The sequence below is a fragment of the Micromonospora auratinigra genome, assembly GCF_900089595.1.
Lineage (GTDB): Bacteria > Actinomycetota > Actinomycetes > Mycobacteriales > Micromonosporaceae > Micromonospora > Micromonospora auratinigra.
The window spans coordinates 309,594-329,623 of record NZ_LT594323.1 but is presented as its reverse complement, the minus strand read 5'-3'; the positions used below and the strand labels follow the sequence as shown (position 1 = coordinate 329,623).

Annotated in this window: 14 protein-coding genes; 12 read left to right on the top strand and 2 right to left on the bottom strand. The window is 75.0% G+C overall.

Translation table 11 applies throughout. The features are described from left to right. Positions 1-115 precede the first annotated feature (115 nt). A complete protein-coding gene (locus tag GA0070611_RS01565; protein ID WP_091656089.1) occupies positions 116-2,608 on the top strand; it encodes a Tex family protein in 2,493 nt (830 codons plus the stop codon). 169 nt (positions 2,609-2,777) lie between these two features. Further along, positions 2,778-3,209: a hypothetical protein gene (locus GA0070611_RS01560; RefSeq protein ID WP_407940404.1), complete on the top strand. Its 432-nt coding sequence runs from the start codon at positions 2,778-2,780 to the stop codon at positions 3,207-3,209. Here GA0070611_RS01560 and GA0070611_RS01555 read toward each other — a convergent pair. Next, positions 3,172-4,182, bottom strand: coding sequence for a DUF389 domain-containing protein (locus GA0070611_RS01555; protein WP_091656086.1), 1,011 nt, complete (start codon positions 4,180-4,182; stop codon positions 3,172-3,174). The two genes, GA0070611_RS01560 and GA0070611_RS01555, sit on opposite strands and share 38 nt — an antisense overlap. A 203-nt stretch (positions 4,183-4,385) precedes the next feature. Here GA0070611_RS01555 and GA0070611_RS01550 point away from each other — a divergent pair, with 203 nt between their 5' ends. The 10 genes from GA0070611_RS01550 (at position 4,386) to GA0070611_RS01505 (ending at position 18,346) form a co-directional block, all read left to right on the top strand. Beyond that, complete coding sequence (locus GA0070611_RS01550; protein ID WP_091656083.1) at positions 4,386-5,513, top strand: DegT/DnrJ/EryC1/StrS family aminotransferase; 1,128 nt, start codon at positions 4,386-4,388, stop codon at positions 5,511-5,513. Between the two features lie 97 nt (positions 5,514-5,610). Next, complete coding sequence (locus tag GA0070611_RS01545; RefSeq protein ID WP_231921590.1) at positions 5,611-6,588, top strand: NAD-dependent epimerase/dehydratase family protein; 978 nt, start codon at positions 5,611-5,613, stop codon at positions 6,586-6,588. Between the two features lie 109 nt (positions 6,589-6,697). Continuing rightward, the gene (locus tag GA0070611_RS01540; RefSeq protein ID WP_167604393.1) at positions 6,698-7,804 is read left to right on the top strand and encodes a glycosyltransferase; all 1,107 of its coding nucleotides are present in this window, start codon (positions 6,698-6,700) and stop codon (positions 7,802-7,804) included. Positions 7,805-7,807: 3 nt separating this feature from the next. Continuing rightward, the gene (gene asnB, locus GA0070611_RS01535) at positions 7,808-9,709 is read left to right on the top strand and encodes an asparagine synthase (glutamine-hydrolyzing) (protein WP_091656076.1); all 1,902 of its coding nucleotides are present in this window, start codon (positions 7,808-7,810) and stop codon (positions 9,707-9,709) included. Beyond that, complete coding sequence (locus tag GA0070611_RS01530; RefSeq protein ID WP_157740159.1) at positions 9,706-10,815, top strand: glycosyltransferase; 1,110 nt, start codon at positions 9,706-9,708, stop codon at positions 10,813-10,815. Before asnB ends, GA0070611_RS01530 begins: the two co-directional genes overlap by 4 nt. Continuing rightward, positions 10,812-12,554 (top strand): ABC transporter ATP-binding protein, encoded by a 1,743-nt coding sequence (locus tag GA0070611_RS01525; RefSeq protein ID WP_091656072.1) that lies wholly within the window; start codon positions 10,812-10,814, stop codon positions 12,552-12,554. Before GA0070611_RS01530 ends, GA0070611_RS01525 begins: the two co-directional genes overlap by 4 nt. Next, a complete protein-coding gene (locus GA0070611_RS01520) occupies positions 12,551-14,044 on the top strand; it encodes an O-antigen ligase family protein (RefSeq protein ID WP_157740158.1) in 1,494 nt (497 codons plus the stop codon). The genes GA0070611_RS01525 and GA0070611_RS01520 overlap by 4 nt, the downstream gene beginning before the upstream one ends. Further along, positions 14,038-16,125: an acyltransferase family protein gene (locus GA0070611_RS01515; RefSeq protein WP_091656067.1), complete on the top strand. Its 2,088-nt coding sequence runs from the start codon at positions 14,038-14,040 to the stop codon at positions 16,123-16,125. Before GA0070611_RS01520 ends, GA0070611_RS01515 begins: the two co-directional genes overlap by 7 nt. Then, positions 16,122-17,333 carry a glycosyltransferase gene (locus GA0070611_RS01510; RefSeq protein WP_091656065.1) on the top strand — a complete coding sequence of 404 codons (1,212 nt, stop codon included), beginning with the start codon at positions 16,122-16,124 and terminating at the stop codon, positions 17,331-17,333. Before GA0070611_RS01515 ends, GA0070611_RS01510 begins: the two co-directional genes overlap by 4 nt. A gap of 83 nt (positions 17,334-17,416) precedes the next feature. Next, positions 17,417-18,346 (top strand): NAD(+)/NADH kinase, encoded by a 930-nt coding sequence (locus GA0070611_RS01505; protein WP_091656063.1) that lies wholly within the window; start codon positions 17,417-17,419, stop codon positions 18,344-18,346. A gap of 3 nt (positions 18,347-18,349) precedes the next feature. On the opposite strand, the gene pgm is transcribed toward GA0070611_RS01505, so the two are convergent. Beyond that, positions 18,350-19,993, bottom strand: coding sequence for a phosphoglucomutase (alpha-D-glucose-1,6-bisphosphate-dependent) (gene pgm, locus GA0070611_RS01500; RefSeq protein WP_091656061.1), 1,644 nt, complete (start codon positions 19,991-19,993; stop codon positions 18,350-18,352). Positions 19,994-20,030: the final 37 nt, after the last annotated feature.

Genomic DNA, 20,030 nt, shown 5'->3' with positions numbered 1-20,030 from the left:
AAGTCCTGTTTCGTGATAATGAGGGATGTTCGCTACCGGTGGGTGTCGGTGCGGCCCGTCGGGGGTGGCCGGCACAATGCAGGGCGGAACCCACCGGAGAAGGCGGATCAAGATCGTGACCCAGTCTGTTCATCAGCGGATCGCCGAGGAGCTCGGCGTCGCCGAGCGCCAGGTGCGGGCGGCCGTGGAGCTGCTCGACGGCGGCGCCACCGTGCCGTTCATCGCCCGCTACCGCAAGGAGGCCACCGGCCTGCTCGACGACGCGCAGCTGCGCACCCTCGAGGAGCGGCTGCGCTACCTGCGGGAGCTGGACGAGCGACGCGCCGCGGTGCTGGAGTCGATCCGGGGCCAGGGCAAGCTCGACGAGGCCCTGGAAGCGCAGATCATGGCGGCCGACTCGAAGTCCCGCCTGGAGGACATCTACCTGCCGTACAAGCCGAAGCGGCGGACCCGGGCGCAGATCGCCCGCGAGGCCGGGCTGGAGCCGCTGGCCGACACGCTGCTCGCCGACCCGACGCAGGATCCCCGGGACACCGCCGCCGGCTTCGTGGACGCCGACAAGGGGGTGGCCGACGCCGCCGCCGCGCTCGACGGCGCCCGGGCCATCCTGATCGAGCGCTTCGCCGAGGACGCCGACCTGATCGGCACGCTGCGCGAGCAGATGTGGTCGCGGGGCCGGCTGGTCTCCCGGGTACGCGAGGGCCAGGAAACGGCCGGCGCCAAGTTCGCCGACTACTTCGACTTCGCCGAGCCGTACCCGAAGCTGCCCTCGCACCGGATCCTCGCCATGTTCCGGGGCGAGAAGGAGGGCGTGCTGGAGCTGACCATGGACCCGGAGGCCGACGGCGACGTCGACGCGGCGGTCACCGGTCCCACCCGCTACGAGGCGGCGATCGCCGGCCGGTTCGGGGTCGGCGACCGGGGCCGGCCCGCCGACAAGTGGCTGGCCGACACGGTGCGCTGGGCCTGGCGTACCCGGATCCTCATCCACCTCGGCGCCGACCTGCGCATGCGGCTGTGGCAGGCGGCCGAGGAGGAGGCCGTCCGGGTCTTCGCCACCAACCTGCGCGACCTGCTGCTCGCCGCGCCCGCCGGCACCCGCGCCACCATGGGTCTCGACCCGGGCCTGCGCACCGGCGTGAAGGTGGCCGTGGTCGACGCCACCGGCAAGGTGGTCGCCACCGACACGATCTACCCGCACGAGCCGCGCCGGCAGTGGGACGCCTCGCTGGCCACCCTGGCGCGACTGGCCGCCGCGCACGGCGTCGAGCTGGTCGCCATCGGCAACGGCACCGCCAGCCGGGAGACCGACAAGCTCGCCGGCGACCTGATCAAGCTGCACCCGGAGCTGAAGCTCACCAAGGTGGTGGTCTCCGAGGCGGGCGCGTCGGTCTACTCCGCCTCCGCGTACGCCTCGCAGGAGCTGCCCGGGCTGGACGTGTCGCTGCGCGGCGCGGTCTCCATCGCCCGCCGCCTCCAGGACCCGCTCGCCGAGCTGGTCAAGATCGACCCGCGCTCCATCGGCGTCGGGCAGTACCAGCACGACCTGTCCGAGGTGAAGCTCTCCCGGTCGCTCGACGCCGTGGTCGAGGACTGCGTCAACGCGGTCGGCGTGGACGTCAACACCGCCTCCGCCCCGCTGCTCACCCGGGTCTCCGGCATCGGTGCCGGGCTGGCGGAGAACATCGTGCTGCACCGGGACGCGAACGGGCCGTTCCGCACCCGGGCCGAGCTGAAGAAGGTGGCCCGGCTGGGCCCCAAGGCGTTCGAGCAGTGCGCCGGCTTCCTGCGCATCCCCGGCGGCGACGACCCGCTCGACTCCTCCAGCGTGCACCCCGAGGCGTACCCGGTGGTGCGTCGGATCCTCGCCACGACCGGGCAGGACCTGCGCGCCCTGATCGGGAGGTCGACGATCCTGCGGGGGCTGCGGGCCACCGACTTCGTCGACGACACCTTCGGCCTGCCCACCGTCACCGACATCCTCGCCGAGCTGGAGAAGCCCGGCCGTGACCCGCGCCCGGAGTTCCGCACCGCGACCTTCGTCGAGGGCGTGGAGAAGATCGGCGACCTGACCCCGGGGATGGTGCTGGAGGGCGTGGTCACCAACGTGGCCGCGTTCGGGGCGTTCGTCGACGTCGGCGTGCACCAGGACGGCCTGGTGCACGTCTCGGCGATGTCGCACACCTTCGTCAAGGACCCGCGCGACGTGGTGAAGTCCGGCGACGTGGTGAAGGTCCGGGTGCTCGACGTCGACGTGCCGCGCAAGCGGATCTCGCTGACCCTGCGGCTGGACGACGAGGCCCCGGCCGGCACCGGCCGCCCGCCGGGCGGCGACGGGCGCCGCGAGCGCGGCCCGGGCGGCGGTGGCCAGGGCGGCGGCGGACGCGGTGGCCAGGGCGGCGCCCGGGGCCAGGGCGACGCGTCGCGCGGCGGCCAGGGTGGCGGCGGGCGCGGCGGGCAGGGCGATCCGGCGCGCGGCCAGGGTGGCGGCGGGCGCGGGGAGCGGGGCGGTTCGCGGGGCGGGCCGCAGCAGCGGTCGGGGCGCGGGGCGCCGGCCCCGGCCAACAGCGAGATGCTGGAGGCCCTGCGCCGCGCCGGTCTCGCCTGACCGCCGCCGCTCCCCCGGGCCGGAACGCCCGCCCCGGATCGTCGGCACGTCGCGGTACCGGTGCACCGGACCACCGCGACGTGCCGCGACCGGCGGCCCGCCGGCCACGGGTGGGCCAGTGGTCGGGCGGTGGGTGCCGGACGCGCTCGGGTCCGCGTACGGTGTCGGCGTGGTGGACGACGGGCGGGAGTGGCGGGAGCGGCAGCGCCACGCGGTGCGGGCGCACGCCGAGGCCGACGCGCGGCAGCGCGCGGCCGAACAGGCGGAGGCGGCCGAACTGGTGGCCCGGTTCGCCGCCGAGGCGACCCGGCGCGGGCTGCGCACCGAGCGGCTGACGGTGGCCTCCTACGACGGGCACGGTCGCTACCGCACCCCGCTCACCGGCTGGTACGTCGACCGGGCCCGCAGCCGGGGGGTCGACACCGACGGCCGGTTCTACCTGCTCACCGTGCCGGGCGGCCTGCGCGCGCGGCTGCTCGGGGCACGCCCGGAGCCGTCGCCGCCGCCGCTGGTGGTGGGCCGGGGCGGCCGCGACGGGGAGTCGCTGCCGCTGGCGACGCTGCTCAGCCTGCGTCTCGAGGCGGGCGACGACTGGCGCTGACCCGCGCCGGCCCGCGCTCGGGCCGCTGCCGGGGCACCGGCCGCCCGGTGCGCCGCTCGACCCGCCGCCACCAGCAGAGCTGGACGACGAGGGTGAGCAGGCCGGCCAGCACGATCGCGGCCAGGTTGATGACCAGTTGCAGGGCGGAGCCGGCCGCCTCGTGCCAGACCCCGTACGCGGCCGCCACCGCCACGTTCGCCGCCGCCGGCACGGTGGTCACCGAGATCAGCACGCCGACCAGGGAACCGGACTTCTTCGAGGTCAGCGAGAGCATGCCGGCCACCCCGGCCAGGATGCCGACCACCCAGGACAGCGCGTCCGGGCGCCAGATGAAGTCGGTCAGCGGCCGGTCGGCCAGCAGCATGTCCCGGCCGACCAGGCCGGCGGCGGTCAACGCCCAGGTGCTCAGCGCGGTGGCCGCCATGGCGGCCAGGAAGCCCACCGCCAGCGCCTTGAGCGAGCGACCGATGACCTGCGGCTGGCGGCGGAGCAGGGCGACGCAGAGGGCGGCCAGCGGCCCGAACTCGGGGCCGACCACCATCGCGCCGACGATCAGGATCGGCTGGTCGAGCAGGACGCCGATGCCGGCGATCATGGTGGCGACCACGATCAGCGCCAGGAAGGTGCCGGTGAGCACCGTCTGCTCGCCGGTCTTCGCGGCGATCTCGTCCCAGACCACGGCGTCCTCGCCGTGGCCGGGGGCCTCCTCGGCGGCCCGGTCGGCGGCGGCCGAGAGGGTCAGCTCCACGTCGTCGGCGGCGATCCCGCCGTGGGTCTCGACGCCCATCTCCCGCAGCCGGTGCAGCACGGTGTCCGCGCTCTCGCGCACCACGTCACAGACGATGTAGTCGCCGGCCGGCTGCCGGGCCGCACCGGGGAACACCACGACGTGGGTCACGCCCGGTTCGGCGGCGAGCAGGTCGGCCACCTCGGCCGCCTGGTCCCGCGGCGCGATGACCCTGAGGTGCAGCATCGGCGGATCCTCCCCCGTGGTGCCGCGACCGGGGACGGCGCGGCGGGCAGCACACTCTACCGACGCGGGCGGACGGCGGGCGGCGGCGGTGGCGCGCCGGCCGGGCATTTGTCGGGTCTGTCCGCCACTGCCGCCCCGGCGGCTCGTTGACCGGTCGTGAGACGAACCCCGCAGCCCGACCGACCCGAGGGAGCGTCCGGCCGATGAGCGACCGCATCCTGCTCTCCCCGCCCGACGTTGGCCCACTGGAGGAGGCGTACCTGCTCGGTGCGCTGCGGTCCGGCTGGGTCGCTCCGCTCGGTCCGGAGGTCGACGCCTTCGAGCGGGAGCTGGCCGACCGGCTCGGGGTGGGCGGGGCGCTGGCACTCGCCAGCGGCACCGCCGCCCTGCACCTCGCCCTCGTCGCGCTCGGCGCCGGCCCGGGCCAGGTGGTGATCGTGCCCACGCTCACCTTCGTGGCCACCGCCAACGCGGTCGTCTACACCGGCGCCGAGCCGGTCTTCGTCGACTGCGACGAGACGACCGGCAACCTCGACCCGGAGCTGCTCGACCGGGCCCTCACCCGGCTGCGCGGGGCGGGCCGGCGGATCGCCGCCGTGGTCCCGGTCGACATGTTCGGCTCCTGCGCCGACTACGGCCGGCTGCTGCCGATCTGCGCGGCGGCCGGCGTGCCGGTGCTGGAGGACGCCGCCGAGGCGCTCGGCGCGCAGCGGGACGGCCGGCCGGCCGGCGCCTTCGGCCGGGCCGGGGTGCTCTCCTTCAACGGCAACAAGATCATCACCACCTCGGGCGGGGGCATGCTGCTCTCCGACGACCCCGAGCTCATCGCCCGCTGCCGCTACCTCTCCACCCAGGCCCGCCAGCCGGTGGCGCACTACGAGCACCACGACGTCGGGTACAACTACCGGCTGAGCAACCTGCTGGCCGCCCTCGGGCGGGCCCAGCTGCGCCGGCTGGACCAGATGATCGCCCGTCGCCGGGCCCTGCGGGAGCGGTACGCCAAGGCGTTCGGCGGGGTCCCCGGCGTACGCCTGCTGGCCGACGACGACCACGGGTCGAACTGCTGGCTGACCACCGTGGTCGTCTCCCCCGTCGAGGCGGGGTGGCGGGCCGCCGACCTGGCCGCCCACCTGGCCGCCGAGGGCATCGAGACCCGACCGGTCTGGAAGCCGATGCACCTGCAACCGGTCTTCGCCACCGCGACCTCGGTGCTCAGCGGCGCGGCCGAGCGGCTGTTCGCCGACGGCCTGACGCTGCCCAGCGGTTCCGCGCTCTCCGATCGGCAGGCCGATCGGGTCTTCGACGCCGTGCACCGCTTCCTCGACGGGTGACGCACAGTAACTCGCCACCTATGTACCGCGTTGTCCCAGTACCGGCGCATGTTCGGCACATCGCGCGTCGAGGCAGGAAGGAAGCGGAGCGTTGAAGGTGGTAGTGACCGGCGGAGCCGGTTTCATCGGGGCCAACCTCTGCCGGGAGCTGGCCACTCGCCCCGGGGTGGAGCGGGTGGTCGCGATGGACAACCTCAGCACCGGGTCGGCGGAGAACCTGGCCGGGCTGGACGTCGAGCTGGTCGAGGCCAGCATCCTCGACCGGGACGCGCTCGACGAGGTCGTCGAGGGGGCCGCCGCCGTGGTGCACCTGGCCGCCCGCCCGTCGGTGCCGCGATCCGTGGCCGACCCGGTCGCCAGCCACGAGGCGAACGCCACCGGCACGCTGCGGGTGCTGGAGGCCTGCCGCCGGCACGACGCCCGGATCGTGGCGGCGTCCTCCTCCTCGGTGTACGGCAGCGTCACGCACCTGCCCAAGCACGAGGAACTCGCCACCTGGCCGCGCAGCCCGTACGCCGCCAGCAAGCTGGCCACCGAGGCGTACGTCCTCGCCTACGGCGCGACGTACCAGATGTCCACCCTGGCGTTCCGGTTCTTCAACGTCTACGGGCCCCTGCAGGCGGCCGGGCACGCGTACGCCGCCGTGGTGCCGACCTTCATCGACGCCGCGCTGCGCGGCGCGCCGCTGCCGGTGCACGGCGACGGTCGGCAGACCCGCGACTTCACCTTCGTCGGCTCGGTGGTCGGGGTGCTGGCCGAGGCGGCGGTACGCGGCGTCCGGTCCGCCGAGCCGGTGAACCTGGCCTTCGGCAGCCGCACCTCGCTGCTCGACCTGGTGGCCCACCTGGAGGAACTGCTCGGCATGGCGGTGCGGGTGGAACGGCAGCCGCCGCGGACCGGGGACGTCCGGGACTCGCAGGCCGCCGACGACCGGCTGCGCCGGCTCTTCCCCGACCTGACGCCGGTGCCGCTGACCGTCGGACTGGCCCGCACCGTGGACTGGTTCCGCGGTCTGCCGCAGTACGCCGACCGGGTCGCCACGACCCCGGCGCGGGAGCCGGTCGGCACCCCGTAGGGCGCCGTCGCGCCACCGTTGTCCGCACTCCGTACACACCCATGGGGGAGATGACCGTGCTCGTCACTGGTCCGCGCCGCCGTCGGCGGCTCACGTCGACCTACCTGTGGTGAGGCGGCGGTTCGACGGGCCGCGACGCGTCGCGTTCGTGCTCGGCCAGTACGGCCGAGGGGGCACCGAGACCCAGGCCCAGCTCCTGGTGCGCGGGTTGCGGTCCCGCGGCGTCGACGTGGACGTCTTCGTCGTGGAGGACGGGACCGGGCCGGACGGCCACGACTTCGGCGACGCGCCGGTGACCCGCCTCGGTGCCGGACGCGGCCGGGGCGTCGCCGACGCCTCCGGGCTGTGCCTCGCGGCGGCCCGCCTCGGCCGCTCGCTGCACCGCCGCCGCTACCACGTGGTGCACGCCGCGCTGGCCCGGGCGTACGTGCTCGCGCCGGTGGTGGCCCCGTGGCGGCACCGGCCGCACATCGTGGTGTGGCGCCGCAACCTCGGCGACCACCTGCGGGCCCGGCAGCCACGCACCGTCCTGGACACCGCCGCCGCGCGGCTGTCCGACGTGGTGGTGGCGAACTCCGAGGCGGTGCGCCGGCACTGGGTGGCCCAGGGGATCCCCGCCGCCCGCACCCGGGTGATCCGCAACGCGCTCGAACCGTGGCGCTTCGACACCGTGCCGCCGCGCGCGCCGGACGACGGGACCGTGCGCCTGGTGACGGTCGGCGGCCTGCGCCCGGTCAAGGGGCACGACGTCCTGCTGGCCGCCGCGGGTCGGCTCGCCGCCGAGTCGGTCCCGGTCGAGGTGGTCGTCGTCGGCGACGGTCCACGGCGGCGGGCGCTGGCGGAGCAGGCCGACCGGCTGGGTGTGCCGCTCGTCCTGCCCGGCCACCAGGCCGATCCCCGCCCGTGGCTCGCCGCCGGCACGGTGTACGTCCACCCGTCGCACTCCGAGGGCGCGAGCAACGCGATCGCCGAGGCGATGGCCCAGGGCTGCGCCGTGGTCGCGACCGACGTCGGCGGGGCCGCCGAGATGCTCGGGCCGGACGGCCTGCTCGTCCGCCCCGGCGACGTGTCGGGGCTCGCGGCCACGCTGCGCACCGTGATCGCCGATCCCGACCTGCGCCGGGACCTCGGCGAACGCGCCCGCGGCCGGGCCCGGGCCCTGTTCGCGATGGACCAGGTAATAGATCAACACCTTGACGTTTACGCAGGAGGCTAGGACGTGTGTGGCATCTGTGGCATCGCCGGTCCGGCGACCGCGAGTCGGGCCTCCGTGGTACGCCGGATGTGTGCGGCGATCGAACACCGGGGGCCGGACTCCGCCGGATTCCACGAGGACGACCGGGTGGCGCTGGGCATGCGCCGGCTCGCGATCATCGACGTGGCGGGCGGTCGGCAGCCGGTCACCGACGAGTCGGGGTCGATCGTCGCGGTCTTCAACGGCGAGATCTACAACTTCCGCGAGCTGCGTGCGGAGCTGCTCGCCAAGGGACACCGGCTCGGCAGCGCGTCGGACAGCGAGTGCATCCCGCACCTGTACGAGGAGTACGGGACCGACTTCCCCCGCCGGCTGCGCGGCATGTTCGCCATCGCGCTCTGGGACGGCGCGCGCCGCCGGCTGGTGCTGGCCCGGGACCGGCTGGGCAAGAAACCGCTGTACTACCGGGTGGACGGCGCGGGTCTGGCGTTCGCGTCCGAGCTGAAGGCCCTGCTCGCCGATCCGGCGACCGACCGGACGATGGACCCGGTGGCGATCAGCCACTACCTCACCTACCAGTACGTCCCGGCCCCGTACTCGGCGGTGGCGTCGGTGCGCAAGCTCGAACCGGCGCACGTGCTGGTGTACGAGGACGGGCAGCACCGGACCAGCCGCTACTGGCACCTGGACTACCGGCCCGCCCGGTCGCGCGTCACCGCCACCGAGGACGAACTCGCCGAACAGCTCCGCGAGCGCCTGCTCGACTGCGTCCGGGTACGGCTGGTCAGCGAACGTCCGCTCGGGGCGTTCCTGTCCGGCGGCGTCGACTCCTCGGCGATCGTCGCCGCGATGAGCCGGGTCACCGGTGAGCGGATCAGGACGTTCTCCATCGGGTTCGACGAGGAGTCGTACAACGAGCTGCCGCACGCCCGCCGGGTGGCGCAGCTCTACGACACCGAGCACCACGAGCTGGTGGTCCGCCCCGACGTGCTCGACATCCTGCCCCTGCTGGCCCGGTCGTTCGACGAGCCGTACGCCGACTCGTCGGCGATCCCGAGCTACTACCTGGCGGAGATGGCCCGGCAGCACGTGGTGGTCACCCTCAACGGCGACGGCGGTGACGAGGCGCTCGGCGGCTACCTGCGCTACCCGCTCTTCCTGCACTCGACGCCCCGGCACATCCCCACCCTGGTGGCCCGGTCGTTGCGTGTCGGCGGCCGGGCGCTGCGCCGACCGGGAGCCCGGTCGCGGCTGCTGGGCAGGGCGTCGCGCGCCGCGATCCTGCTGTCCGAGAGCCACCCCGCCCGCCGGTACGGCCGCTTCCTCTCCTACTTCAAACCGGAGGAGAAGGAGGCGCTGCTCAGCGACGAGTTCGCCCGACAGGTGGCGCACCGGGACAGCTACCGCTTCGTCGAGGACGTCTGGCAGGCCCACCTGGCGACCGACCCGGTCAACCGGCTGCTGGCCGTCGACACCCACACCTACCTGCCCGGTGACCTGCTGCCCAAGGTGGACATCACCACCATGGCGGTGTCGCTGGAGGCGCGCAGCCCGCTGCTGGACCACACCTTCGTGGAGTGGGCCGCCGCCCTGCCCGGGGACCTGAAGGTGCGCGGCGGCACCACCAAGTACCTGTTCAAGAAGGCGCTGGAGCCGTGGTTGCCGCACGACCTGCTGCACCGGCGCAAGATGGGCTTCGGCATCCCGCTGGGCGACTGGCTCCGCGGCCCGCTCAAGGGCGTCCTGCACGACCTGCTCACCGACCGGACCGCCCGGGACCGGGGCTGGTTCCGGCCCGCGGCGGTGGACCAGCTCATCGCCGAGCACATGTCCGGCCAGGACCGGTCCCCGCACCTGTACGCGCTGCTGATGCTGGAGATGTGGCACCGCGAGGTCGTCGAGGCGCCGGTGGCGGTGACCACGTGAGCGGGCGACGCCGACCGATGCGGGTCCTCCTGGTGATCGGCAGCGCCCGGATGGGTGGCGCCGAGGGGCAGCTGACCCGGCTGGCCTGCGAACTGGCCCAGCGGGGCCTCGACGTCCGGGTGCTGTTCACCGGCGGCGACGGGCCCCTGACCGCCCGGCTGGACGCCGCCGGCGTGCCGTGGCAGGTGCTGCGCCGCTATCCGGCGCCGAGCAGCACCCTGGCGACCCTGGCGATGCCGGTCCGGCTGGCCCGGCTGCTGGTCACCTGGCAACCCGACGTCGTGTTCGCCTGGCTGGCCGCGGCGGTGTGGCTGACCCTGCCGATGACGGCCGCGCTGACCAGGGCGAAGCGGATCGCCGCCTTCCGCGGCGAGGTGTTCGACCGCGACCTGCGCTGGTTCGCGCGCCCCTTCCGCGCTGCGGTGAGCCGGGCGCATGCGGTGACGGTGAACTCGCCGTCGCTGCGGGCCGAGGCGATCCGCTGGGGGGCGGACCCGGACCGGGTGACCTTCGTGCCGAACGGCGTCGACCGGCCGGCCGGCACGGCGGACGTCGCGCCGAGCCCGCCGACCGCCGTCGTGGTCGCCAACTTCCGCTGGTACAAGGGGCACGACGTGCTGGTGGACGCGCTCGCCTTGGTGGACGAGCCGGTGACCGTCCGGCTGGTGGGTGAGGGCAGCGAGCGGGAGGCGACCCGGGCGCGCGCCGTCGAGCGGGGGGTCGCCGACCGCCTGCACTTCGTGGACCATCCCGCCGACGTCGCGGCGGAGCTGCGCGGCGCGCAGTTCGCGATCCACCCCTCGCGGACCGAGGGGTTGTCCAACGCGATCCTGGAGGAGCTGGCCGCCGGGCTCCCCGTCGTCGCCACCGACGTGGGCGGAACGAGCCTGCTGGTGGCCGACGGGGTGAACGGCTTCCTCGTACCGGCCGGGGACGAGCACCAGCTCGCGAAGCGCATCTCGGAGCTGGCCGCCTCGGCCCGGCTGCGGGCGACCATGTCCGTCGCGGCCCGCACCCGTAGTGCCACCTACGACTGGGACGCCTGCACGGACAGCTACCTGCGCCTCTTCCAGGACCTCGTGACGCCCGCGCGGAGCCGGTCATGAGGTGGGCCGCCGTGCAGCAGTTCCTGCGCCTCTTCCCGGCCGGGACCCGGCGCTCGTTCGGCTGGGCCCTCGCGCTCTCCGTCCTGCTCTCCCTGCTCGACTTCGTCGCGCTGGTCCTGCTCTTCCCGGTGTTCGGGGTGCTCACCGCCGGCAGCCCGGCGTCGTCGGCGAGCAGCCTGCCCGGCCCGCTCGGCTCCGCCGACCCGGGGCTGCTCCTGGTGGTGGCCATGGGCGCCATGATCGTCCGTCCGGTCGCCACCTTCGTCTTCCGGCTGTGGTGGGGCAAGCGGGCCGCGGACGCGGAGGTGCTGCTCAGCTCGCGCCTGCTCGCCGGCTACGCCTACGCCCCGTACACCTTCCACCTGCGGCGCAACTCGGCGGACCTGCTCGCCCGGGCGGTGGCGCACGTGAACCTCGCCGCCGGCTCCGGGCTCAACGGACTGATCAACGTCGCGGCGGACGCGACCGCGGTGCTGGCGTTGAGCGCGGCCCTCTTCGTCGCCGACCCGGGCGCGGCGCTGCTGGTCTGCGGCTACCTGGCCGTGGTCGCGCTGGCCTTCGTCGTGGTCAGCCGCCGCTTCGTGGCCGCGCAGTCGCAACGCCTGGCGCGCGAGGTCGCCGAGGTCTACCGGCGCGCGACGACGGTGTTCCGCGGGATCCGGGAACTGACCGTGGCCGACGGCCGCGGCGCGGTGCTGCGGTCGATCGACAGCTCGCGACTGGACATGGTCCGGGCCCAGCGGAGGATGAACATCCTCAACGACGTACCCCGGTTGGTCATGGAGGTCGCGCTCTACGCCGCCATCCTGGTCGCGTTGGGGCTGGTGCTGCGCAACGACAGCGCCGCGAAGAGCCTGCCGGTGGTCGCGCTCTACGTGGTCGCGGGACTGCGCATCCTGCCCGCGATCACGCGGGGGCTGGGCAGCCTCACCCAGGCGCGGACCGGCCTGGAGCTGTCCCGGGAGATCGCCGGCGAGCTGGCGGCGGTGGAGCAGGACGGGCGGCCGGCGGAGCCCGCCGACGGCCACCCGCTCCCCCGGCACGCCGACCTGGAGCTGACCGACGTCTCCTTCGGCTACGAGCCGGGCACGCCGGTCCTCGACCGGGTGGACCTCCGGCTCCCCTTCGGCGCCTACCTGGCCGTGGTGGGTCCCTCCGGCTCGGGCAAGAGCACGCTGCTCAGCCTCCTGCTCGGCCTGCTCGAACCGACCGCCGGCACGATCCGCTACGGCGGCGTGCCGATCGGGGTGGCCAACCCCGAGTGGCTGCGCAACGTGGCCTACGTGCCGCAGGAGGTGTTCGTGCTGGACGACACCGTGATGAACAACCTGGTGCTCGGCAAGGTGGCGCCGGACCGGGAACGGGCCTGGCGGGCCCTGGACCGGGCGTCGCTGGGCGACGTGGTGCGCGGCATGCCGGACGGGCTGGACACCCCGCTGGGTGAGAGCGGGTCCCGCCTGTCGGTGGGCCAGCGGCAGCGGCTCGGGATCGCCCGGGCCCTGTACCGGGATCCCGCCGTCCTGATCCTCGACGAGCCCACCGCCGCGCTGGACCGGGCCACCGAGGTCGAGGTGATGACCGCGATCGACGCGCTGGCCGGGTCGATCACGATCGTCGTCGTCGCGCACCGCACCGAGACCATCGCCAGAGCCGACGTGGTGGTCCGACTCGACCAGGGGCGGTTGACCACCACGGTCGGCGGCGAGCGCCTGCTCGGGCAGTTGGGGAGCGCGGTGTGAGGTCCCGACGTGGCACCGCGCTCTGGGCGCTGCTCAGTGTGGCGGCAGTGCTGGCGGTCCCGGCCGCCGTCGTCCTGGTCCCGGGCATTCCCGTCGTCCGCCTGCTGGTCGAGATCGTGCTGGCCGTGGGGGCGCTCTGCCTGGTCGTCGCGCGCCCCTCGGCCGCCCTGGCGATCGGCGTGGCCGCACCGGTCCTGCAGACCGCCGTGCCCAGCACGCTGCTGACCCTCGGCGCCCTGGCGCTGCTGTTCGTCGTCATCGGGGTGCGCTGGCGGGGCGCCACCGCGACCGCGCGGCGCCGGGCCTCGTTCCTGCTGGCCACCGGCGTCGTCACGGTGCTGCTGGGGCTGCTGGTCACCGGTCCGGCCGACGATGTCGTCGGCACCGACCCCAGCCTCGGTCTCGGGGTCGGTGGCATCCCACTGGCGATCATCTACGCCACCGTGCTCGGCGCGGCGGCGACGATCGTCGGACCGAACGGGCGGACGGTGGCGTGCTGGCTCGCCGTGCTGGGTGTGGTGGCGGCGATCGCCGCCCTGGAGACCCCGGCGCTGGGCACCGACCGCAACACCGTCGTCCTCGGTGAGAACGCCAACGGGATCGGCATGTTCACCGCCGTCGGGCTGATCGCCGGTCTGGTGACGGCCCGGCGGGCGCGAGCCGTCGTCCGGGTCGCGGGCTGGGCCGCCGCCGTGGTGTGCGCGCTGGGCGTGATCGCCTCCGGCTCCCGGGGGGCGCTGCTCGCCGTGGTCGCGGGCGGCGCGGCCCTGATCTTCCACCGGGCGATCGTGGCGCGCCCCGCGAAGGCGGTGCCGGCGATGCTGGTGGTGCTCACCCTGCTGGCCGTGACGGCGGGACCGCTGGCGGACCGGTTCCTGGGCTTCGTCGGCCGCGAGCAGACCGGGGCCCAGCTCAACGTGGTCGGCCGCGAGGACGCCGCCCGGTACGCGATCGAGCAGGGCCTGGCCCACCCGCTGACCGGGGTCGGGCTCGGCCGGCTGGCCCAGGTGTCCGCCGTGGACCCCGCCGCGGCGTACGCGCTGCGTGCGCACAACGTCTTCGCCGGCGCGTTCGCGGAGTCGGGGCTCCTCGTCGTGCTGGCCCTGCTGGGCATCTGCGTGCTGGCGCTGCTGGCGGCCCGCCGGTTCGCCCCCGCCACGATGCTGCCGCTGGTGACGGCCGTGGTGATCAGCAGCGTCTCGGTGGAGTGGTGGGGTTTCGGCAGGACCGGTCCGTGCGCCCTGCTGGTTCTCGGCGCCGCGCTGGGCCTCCGCATGCGGGAACCGGACGGGGTACGGGCCGCCGCGGCGGCCGGCAGGTCGATACCGCCGCAACAGGTTCCCGGTCGGGGTGACGCACCGGCGTCGCGCGTACCGCTCCCCCACGGCGTGGACGTACCGCACCCGAGCCGGCCGCCGGCCGACCCCGGTGGGCCGCTGCCCCCTCGTTCCCGCTCGTCCACGTCCGCTCCGGAGGGGTTCCCGTGGTAGTTGTCGAAGCACCGGCGGCGGCGCCGGTCCGCCCCCGGCCGCAGCACCGGCGTACGGACATCCAGGGGCTGCGCGCCGTCGCCGTCCTGCTGGTGGTGCTCTACCACGCCGGCGCGGGACTGTCCGGCGGGTTCGTCGGCGTCGACGTCTTCTTCGTCATCTCCGGCTTCGTCATCTCCGGGCTGCTGCTGCGTGAACTCACCGCCACCGGGCGGATCTCGCTGGTGGCCTTCTACGTGCGCCGGGCCCGCCGGCTGCTGCCGGCCCTGGCCCTGGTCTCGGTGGTGACGCTGGCGGCGGGGGCGCTGCTGCTGAGCCCGGTGGACGAGACCCAGCGGGTCACCGGCCGCGCCGCGGCGGCCGCCGCGTTGTTCTTCGCCAACGGGTACTTCTTCCTCTCGTCCGGCGGCTACTTCCAGCAGCACGCCGAGGCCAATCCGTTCCTGCACACCTGGTCGCTGTCCGTGGAGGAGCAGTTCTACCTGGGCTTCCCCCTGCTGCTGCTGCTCGGCTGGCGGTTGCAGCAGAGGTTCCGCCGGCGGTACCCGATCGTCCTGGTCGGGCTCGTCCTGGTCGGCTCGCTGGCGGCGGGGGTCGCGTTCACGTACGCCTGGCTGCCGGGCCTGCCGTCCTTCGCCACGTACCCGGACATCGCGATGCGGTTCGCGTTCTACAGTCCGCTGACCCGGGCCTGGGAGTTCCTCGCCGGTGCCGCGGTAGCGCTGCTCTGCGCCCGACGCGGGGTCGCGCACCGGTGGGCCACGCCGTCGGCCGTCGCGGGGGTGGCGCTGCTGCTGGTCGCCGCCTTCGGCATCGACGCGACCGACCGCTTCCCGGGCATCCTCGCGGGCCTGCCGGTGGCCGCGACCGTGTGCCTGCTGCTGGCGGGCTCGGCGGCCCGGTCGAACCCGGTGTCGCGTGGTCTGTCGCTGGGGCCCCTGGTGGCGCTCGGCGACCTCTCCTACAGCTGGTACCTGTGGCACTGGCCGGTGATCGTCTTCGCGAAGGCCTGGTTCCCGCAGGTCCCGCTGGTCGGCCTGCTGGCGGCGGCCGCCTCCCTCGTCCCGGCGGTCGCCTCCTACCGGCTGGTGGAGCGCCCGATCCATCTGGGCCGTCGCCTGCCGTCGCGGCGCGCGGTGGCGGCGCTCGCCGTGGTCTGCGTCGCCACGCCGTTGGCGGCCGGAGCCGGCCTGGTCGCCGCGGTGGACCGGTCCTGGGGGCGCGACGACCTCGCCGCCGTCCAGGCCGCCGTCCGCCCCGCGCACGCCGACCTGGTGAGCGGCTGCGCGTCGACGGCTCCGCTCGGCTCGGCCGCCCGTCCGGCGTGCCTGTGGACGACCCCGGGCGCGCGCGGGACGATCCTGCTGATCGGCGACTCCAACGCCGGACACCTGACCGAGCCGATGATCGGCGCGGCGCGCGATCTCGGCATGGACCTGCAGGTGGCGACCTCCGGAGGCTGCCCGTTCCTGCTGCGCCCGCGCTACTTCAGCGACGCCTGCCGGCAGTTCGTCGAGGGCAGCCTCGCCGCGCTCACCGCCCGGTCCGCCGGCTACGCCGCGGTGGTGGTCTCCAACGCGTCGGTGGGCTACCTCAACGGCCCGCTGGCGACCGGCCTGGCGGCGGACGCTCCCCCGGGCACGCCCGACGGGCAACGGCAACGGGCCGTCGCCGGCTGGGCCTCGGATCTGGGTCGTACCGTGGCCGCCGTCGGCTCGCACAGTCCGGTCGTGGTGATCGGCGCGGTCCCCCAGTACGCGAACTTCCCCGGCTGCCTGGCGCGGTCGGTCCTCGCGTCGCGGGCCCCCGGCTGCGGGGAGCTGGCCTCCGGCGAGGCGACCCGGGTCCGGGCGGACATCGTGGCGGCGGAGCGCGGGACGGTGCGCGGCCTCGCCGCGACGTACCTGGACACCGGCGACCGGCTCTGCCGTCCGGCGGGTGGGTGCAGCGCCTTCGTCGACGGGCGGATCGTCTACCGGGACGGGGCCCACCTGAGCGTCGCCGGCTCCGAACTCTTCCGTGCCGACCTGCGCGAGGCGCTCCGGCCGCTGGTGGCCGTCCACCACGAGACACCGCGATGAGCACCGGCCCGGTCCGCCTGGTGGTGGCGACCACGGTTCCGGTGACCGCGCACGCGCTGCTGCACGGTCAACTGCGCTGGCTGGCGGGGCACGGGATCGACGTGCACCTGGTGTCGTCCCCCGGCCCGCTGCTCGACCGGACCGGCGAGCGGGAGGGGGTCGGCACGCACGCGATCCCGATGGCGCGGGAGCTGTCCCCGCTCGCCGACCTGGTCGCCCTCGGGCGCTGGCTGCGGCTGCTCCGCCGGCTACGGCCCCAGGTGGTCTCGTACGGCACGCCGAAGGCCGGCCTGCTGGCGGGAGTGGCGGCGGCGGTCCTGAAGGTGCCGCGCCGGGTGTACGTGCTGCGCGGGCTGCGCTACGAGGGCACCCGCGGCGTCCGCCGCCGGCTGCTGCGGGCCATCGAGCGCCTCACCTGCGCCACCGCGCACGTCGTGGTGGCGGTCAGCCCGAGCCTGGCCGCGACGGCGGTGGGGGCCGGTGTGGTCCGCGCCGGCAAGGTGACCGTGGTCGGCGCGGGCAGCAGCAACGGGGTGGATCCGGTGCGGTTCCGCCCCGCCCGGCCGGCGGAACGGGCCGCGGCCCGCGCGGCGGCGGGCATCCCGGCCGACGCGCCGGTGGTGACCTTCGTCGGCCGGCTGGTGCCGGACAAGGGGCTGGTCTGCCTCGACGCGGCGTTCGCCCGGCTGCGGGAGCGGCTGCCGGACGCCCGGCTGCTGCTGGTCGGCCAGCCGGACGACCCGGCGGACCCGGCGCTGCGCCGGCTGCGGGACCGGCCCGGGGTGCACGCGCTGGGCTTCCTCGACGAGCCGGTGCAGCGGTACGCGGCAGCCGACGTGCTGTGCCTGCCGACCCGCCGCGAGGGCTTCCCGAACGTGGTGCTCGAGGCGGCGGCCTGCCGGATCCCGGCGGTCACCACCCGGGCCACCGGCGCGGTCGACTCGGTGGTCGACGGGCAGACCGGCTTCGTCGTCCCGGTCGACGACCCGGGCGCGCTGGCCGAGGCGCTGGAGCGGCTCTGCGCGGACCCGCCGCTGCGGGCCCGGCTCGGCGGGAACGCCCGGCGGCGGGCGCTGCGCGACTTCCCCCCGGAACGGATCTGGCGCGGCCTGCTCGGCGCGTACGGCGTGTCCGGCGGCCCGGTCCCCGGGCAGGGCCCGGCCCCGGACCGGGCGGCACTCGGCCGGGCCGGCGCGGTACCGCGCTGACCAGCGGTCCCACCCGGGTGAGCGGGCCGGCCGGCCGGCCGGTACGTCCTCCGCCGGCCCGGCCGGTGTGGTGAGCTGTACCGGTGGCGGGGTATGTGTTCGGGCTGGTCCTGCACCCGACCCGGGACGTCTCCGAGGTCGTCGGGCTCATCGGGCGGTGGGCGGTCCGGCACGGCAAGACCCTGGCGGTACGCGCCGAGGACCGGCACCGGGTGCCGGCGTCGGTGGAGGCGCTCCCCGCCGATCAGCTCGCCGCCCGGTCCGACGCGCTGATCAGCATCGGCGGCGACGGCACCATGTTGGGCGCGCTGCGCTCGGCGGTGCGGACACCCAAGCCGGTGCTCGGGGTGCACCTGGGCAAGGTGGGGTTCCTGGTCGAGGTGGAGCCGCCGGAGCTGCCACGCGCGCTGGAGCGGCTGGTGGCGCACGACTTCACCGTCGAGTCGCACGCCTGCCTCGCCTGCGACGTGTGCGGCGACGACGTGGTGGCGTTCAACGACATCGCGCTGGTCCGGCAGCCCGGCGCGGGCTTCGTCGCCGCCACGCTGGCGGTGGACGGGCAGCGTTACGGGTTCTACCGCTGCGACGCGCTGGTGGTGAGCACGCCGACCGGCTCGACGGCGTACAGCTACGCGGCGGGCGGGCCGCTGGTCTCCCCGGCGACGCAGGCGGTGGTGGTGACCCCGTCGGCGCCGATGGCCGGGATCTCCCGCTCGGTGGTGCTCTCCCCCGACGAGAGCATCCACCTGGAGCTGCGCCCCGACTCGGCGCCGGTGGCGGTGGAGATGGACGGCCTGGTGATCCGGGACGCGGCGACCGAGGGGTCGGTGCACGTCCGGTACGTCCGCGACGCCGGCCTGGTGGTCCGCCTCGATCCGCGCCGTTACCAGGAGCGCAACCAGCTCAAGCTGAGCCTGCTCGACCTGCCGCTGCTGCCCGAGCAGCTGCGCGAACTGCTGCCGGACGGGCTGCGGGAGCAGCTCAACCGCCGTGAGCTGCCCCCGCCCCGCTGAGCGTCAGACCGTGGCGAGCACGTCCGAGACGAGCGCCTTCGCCTCCTCCTGGATCCGGGTGAGGTGCTCCGGGCCCTGGAACGACTCGGCGTAGATCTTGTAGACGTCCTCGGTGCCGGAGGGCCGGGCGGCGAACCAGCCGGACTCGGTGGTCACCTTCAGCCCGCCGATCGACGCGCCGTTGCCCGGCGCGGTGGTGAGCACGGCGGTGATCGGCTCGCCGGCCAGCTCGGTGGCGCGTACCTGCTCCGGGGAGAGCTTGGCGAGCACGGCCTTCTGCGCCCGGTCGGCCGGGGCGTCGATCCGGGCGTACGCGGGCGCGCCGAAGCGGTCGGCCAGCTCAGCCCAGTGCTGGCTGGGGGTCTTCCCGGTGCTGGCGATGATCTCGGCGGCGAGCAGGCAGAGCAGGATGCCGTCCTTGTCGGTGGTCCAGGTGCTGCCGTCGCGGCGCAGGAAGGACGCGCCGGCGCTCTCCTCGCCGCCGAAGCCGACCGTGCCGTCGAGCAGGCCGGGCACGAACCACTTGAAGCCGACCGGCACCTCCAGCAGCGGCCGGCCCAGGTCGGCGGCGACCCGGTCGATCATCGAGGAGGAGACCAGCGTCTTGCCGACCGCGGCGGCCGGGCCCCACTGCTCCCGGGTGCGGAACAGGTGCCCGATCGCCACCGCCAGGTAGTGGTTGGGGTTCATCAGGCCGGCGTCGGGGGTGACGATGCCGTGCCGGTCGGCGTCCGCGTCGTTGCCGGTGGAGACCGCGTACGTGTCGCGGGCGGCGATCAGCGAGGCCATCGCGTTCGGCGAGGAGCAGTCCATCCGGATCTTGCCGTCGCCGTCGAGCGTCATGAACCGCCAGGTCGGGTCGACCAGCGGGTTGATCACCGTGAGGTCGAGGCGGTGCCGCTCGGCGATCTCGCCCCAGTACGCCACGCTCGCCCCGCCCATCGGATCGGCGCCGATGCGTACCCCGGCGTCCCGGATCGCGTCGATGTCCAGCACGGCGGGCAGGTCGTCGACGTAGCGGGCGAGGAAGTCGTACTCCCCGGTGGTGTCGGCGGCGCGGGCCCGCGCGTACGGGATGCGCTTCACCTCCTTGAGCCCGGCGGCGAGGATGGCGTTCGCGCGGTCCTGGATCCACGTCGTGACGTCGGTGTCGGCCGGGCCGCCGTGGGTGGGGTTGTACTTGAAGCCGCCGTCGCCGGGCGGGTTGTGCGACGGGGTGATCACGATGCCGTCGGCGAGCCCGCCGGTGCGCCCCCGGTTGTGGGTGAGCACGGCGTGCGACAGGGCCGGGGTCGGGGTGTAGCCGTCGCGGCTGTCCCGCAGCACGGTGACCTCGTTGGCGGCGAGCACCTCCAGCGCGTCGGCCTCGGCCGGGGCGGAGAGCGCGTGGGTGTCCCGGGCCAGGAAGAGCGGGCCGTCCAGGCCCTGCTCCCGCCGGTAGTCGCAGAGCGCCTGGGTGACGGCGAGGATGTGGTCGGAGTTGAAGGCGTTCTTCAGGCTGGACCCGCGGTGCCCGGAGGTGCCGAAGGAGACCTGCTGCGCCGGGTCGGCGGGGTCCGGGTGTTCGGCGTAGTAGGCGGTGACCAGCCGGGGCACGTCGACCAGGTCGGCGGGCTCGGCGGGCTGGCCGGCGCGGGGGTGGGCCACTGCGGGATCCTCCTCGGGGACGGGCGGGACGGGGCGG

What these genes read in the sequence shown, in the direction of transcription:
- GA0070611_RS01550 (WP_091656083.1), top strand. Translation starts at nt 4,386, where the DNA reads ATGAGCGACCGCATCCTGCTCTCCCCGCCCGACGTTGGCCCACTGGAG.
- GA0070611_RS01555 (WP_091656086.1), bottom strand. Translation starts at nt 4,182, where the DNA reads ATGCTGCACCTCAGGGTCATCGCGCCGCGGGACCAGGCGGCCGAGGTG.
- GA0070611_RS01510 (WP_091656065.1), top strand. Translation starts at nt 16,122, where the DNA reads ATGAGCACCGGCCCGGTCCGCCTGGTGGTGGCGACCACGGTTCCGGTG.
- GA0070611_RS01525 (WP_091656072.1), top strand. Translation starts at nt 10,812, where the DNA reads ATGAGGTGGGCCGCCGTGCAGCAGTTCCTGCGCCTCTTCCCGGCCGGG.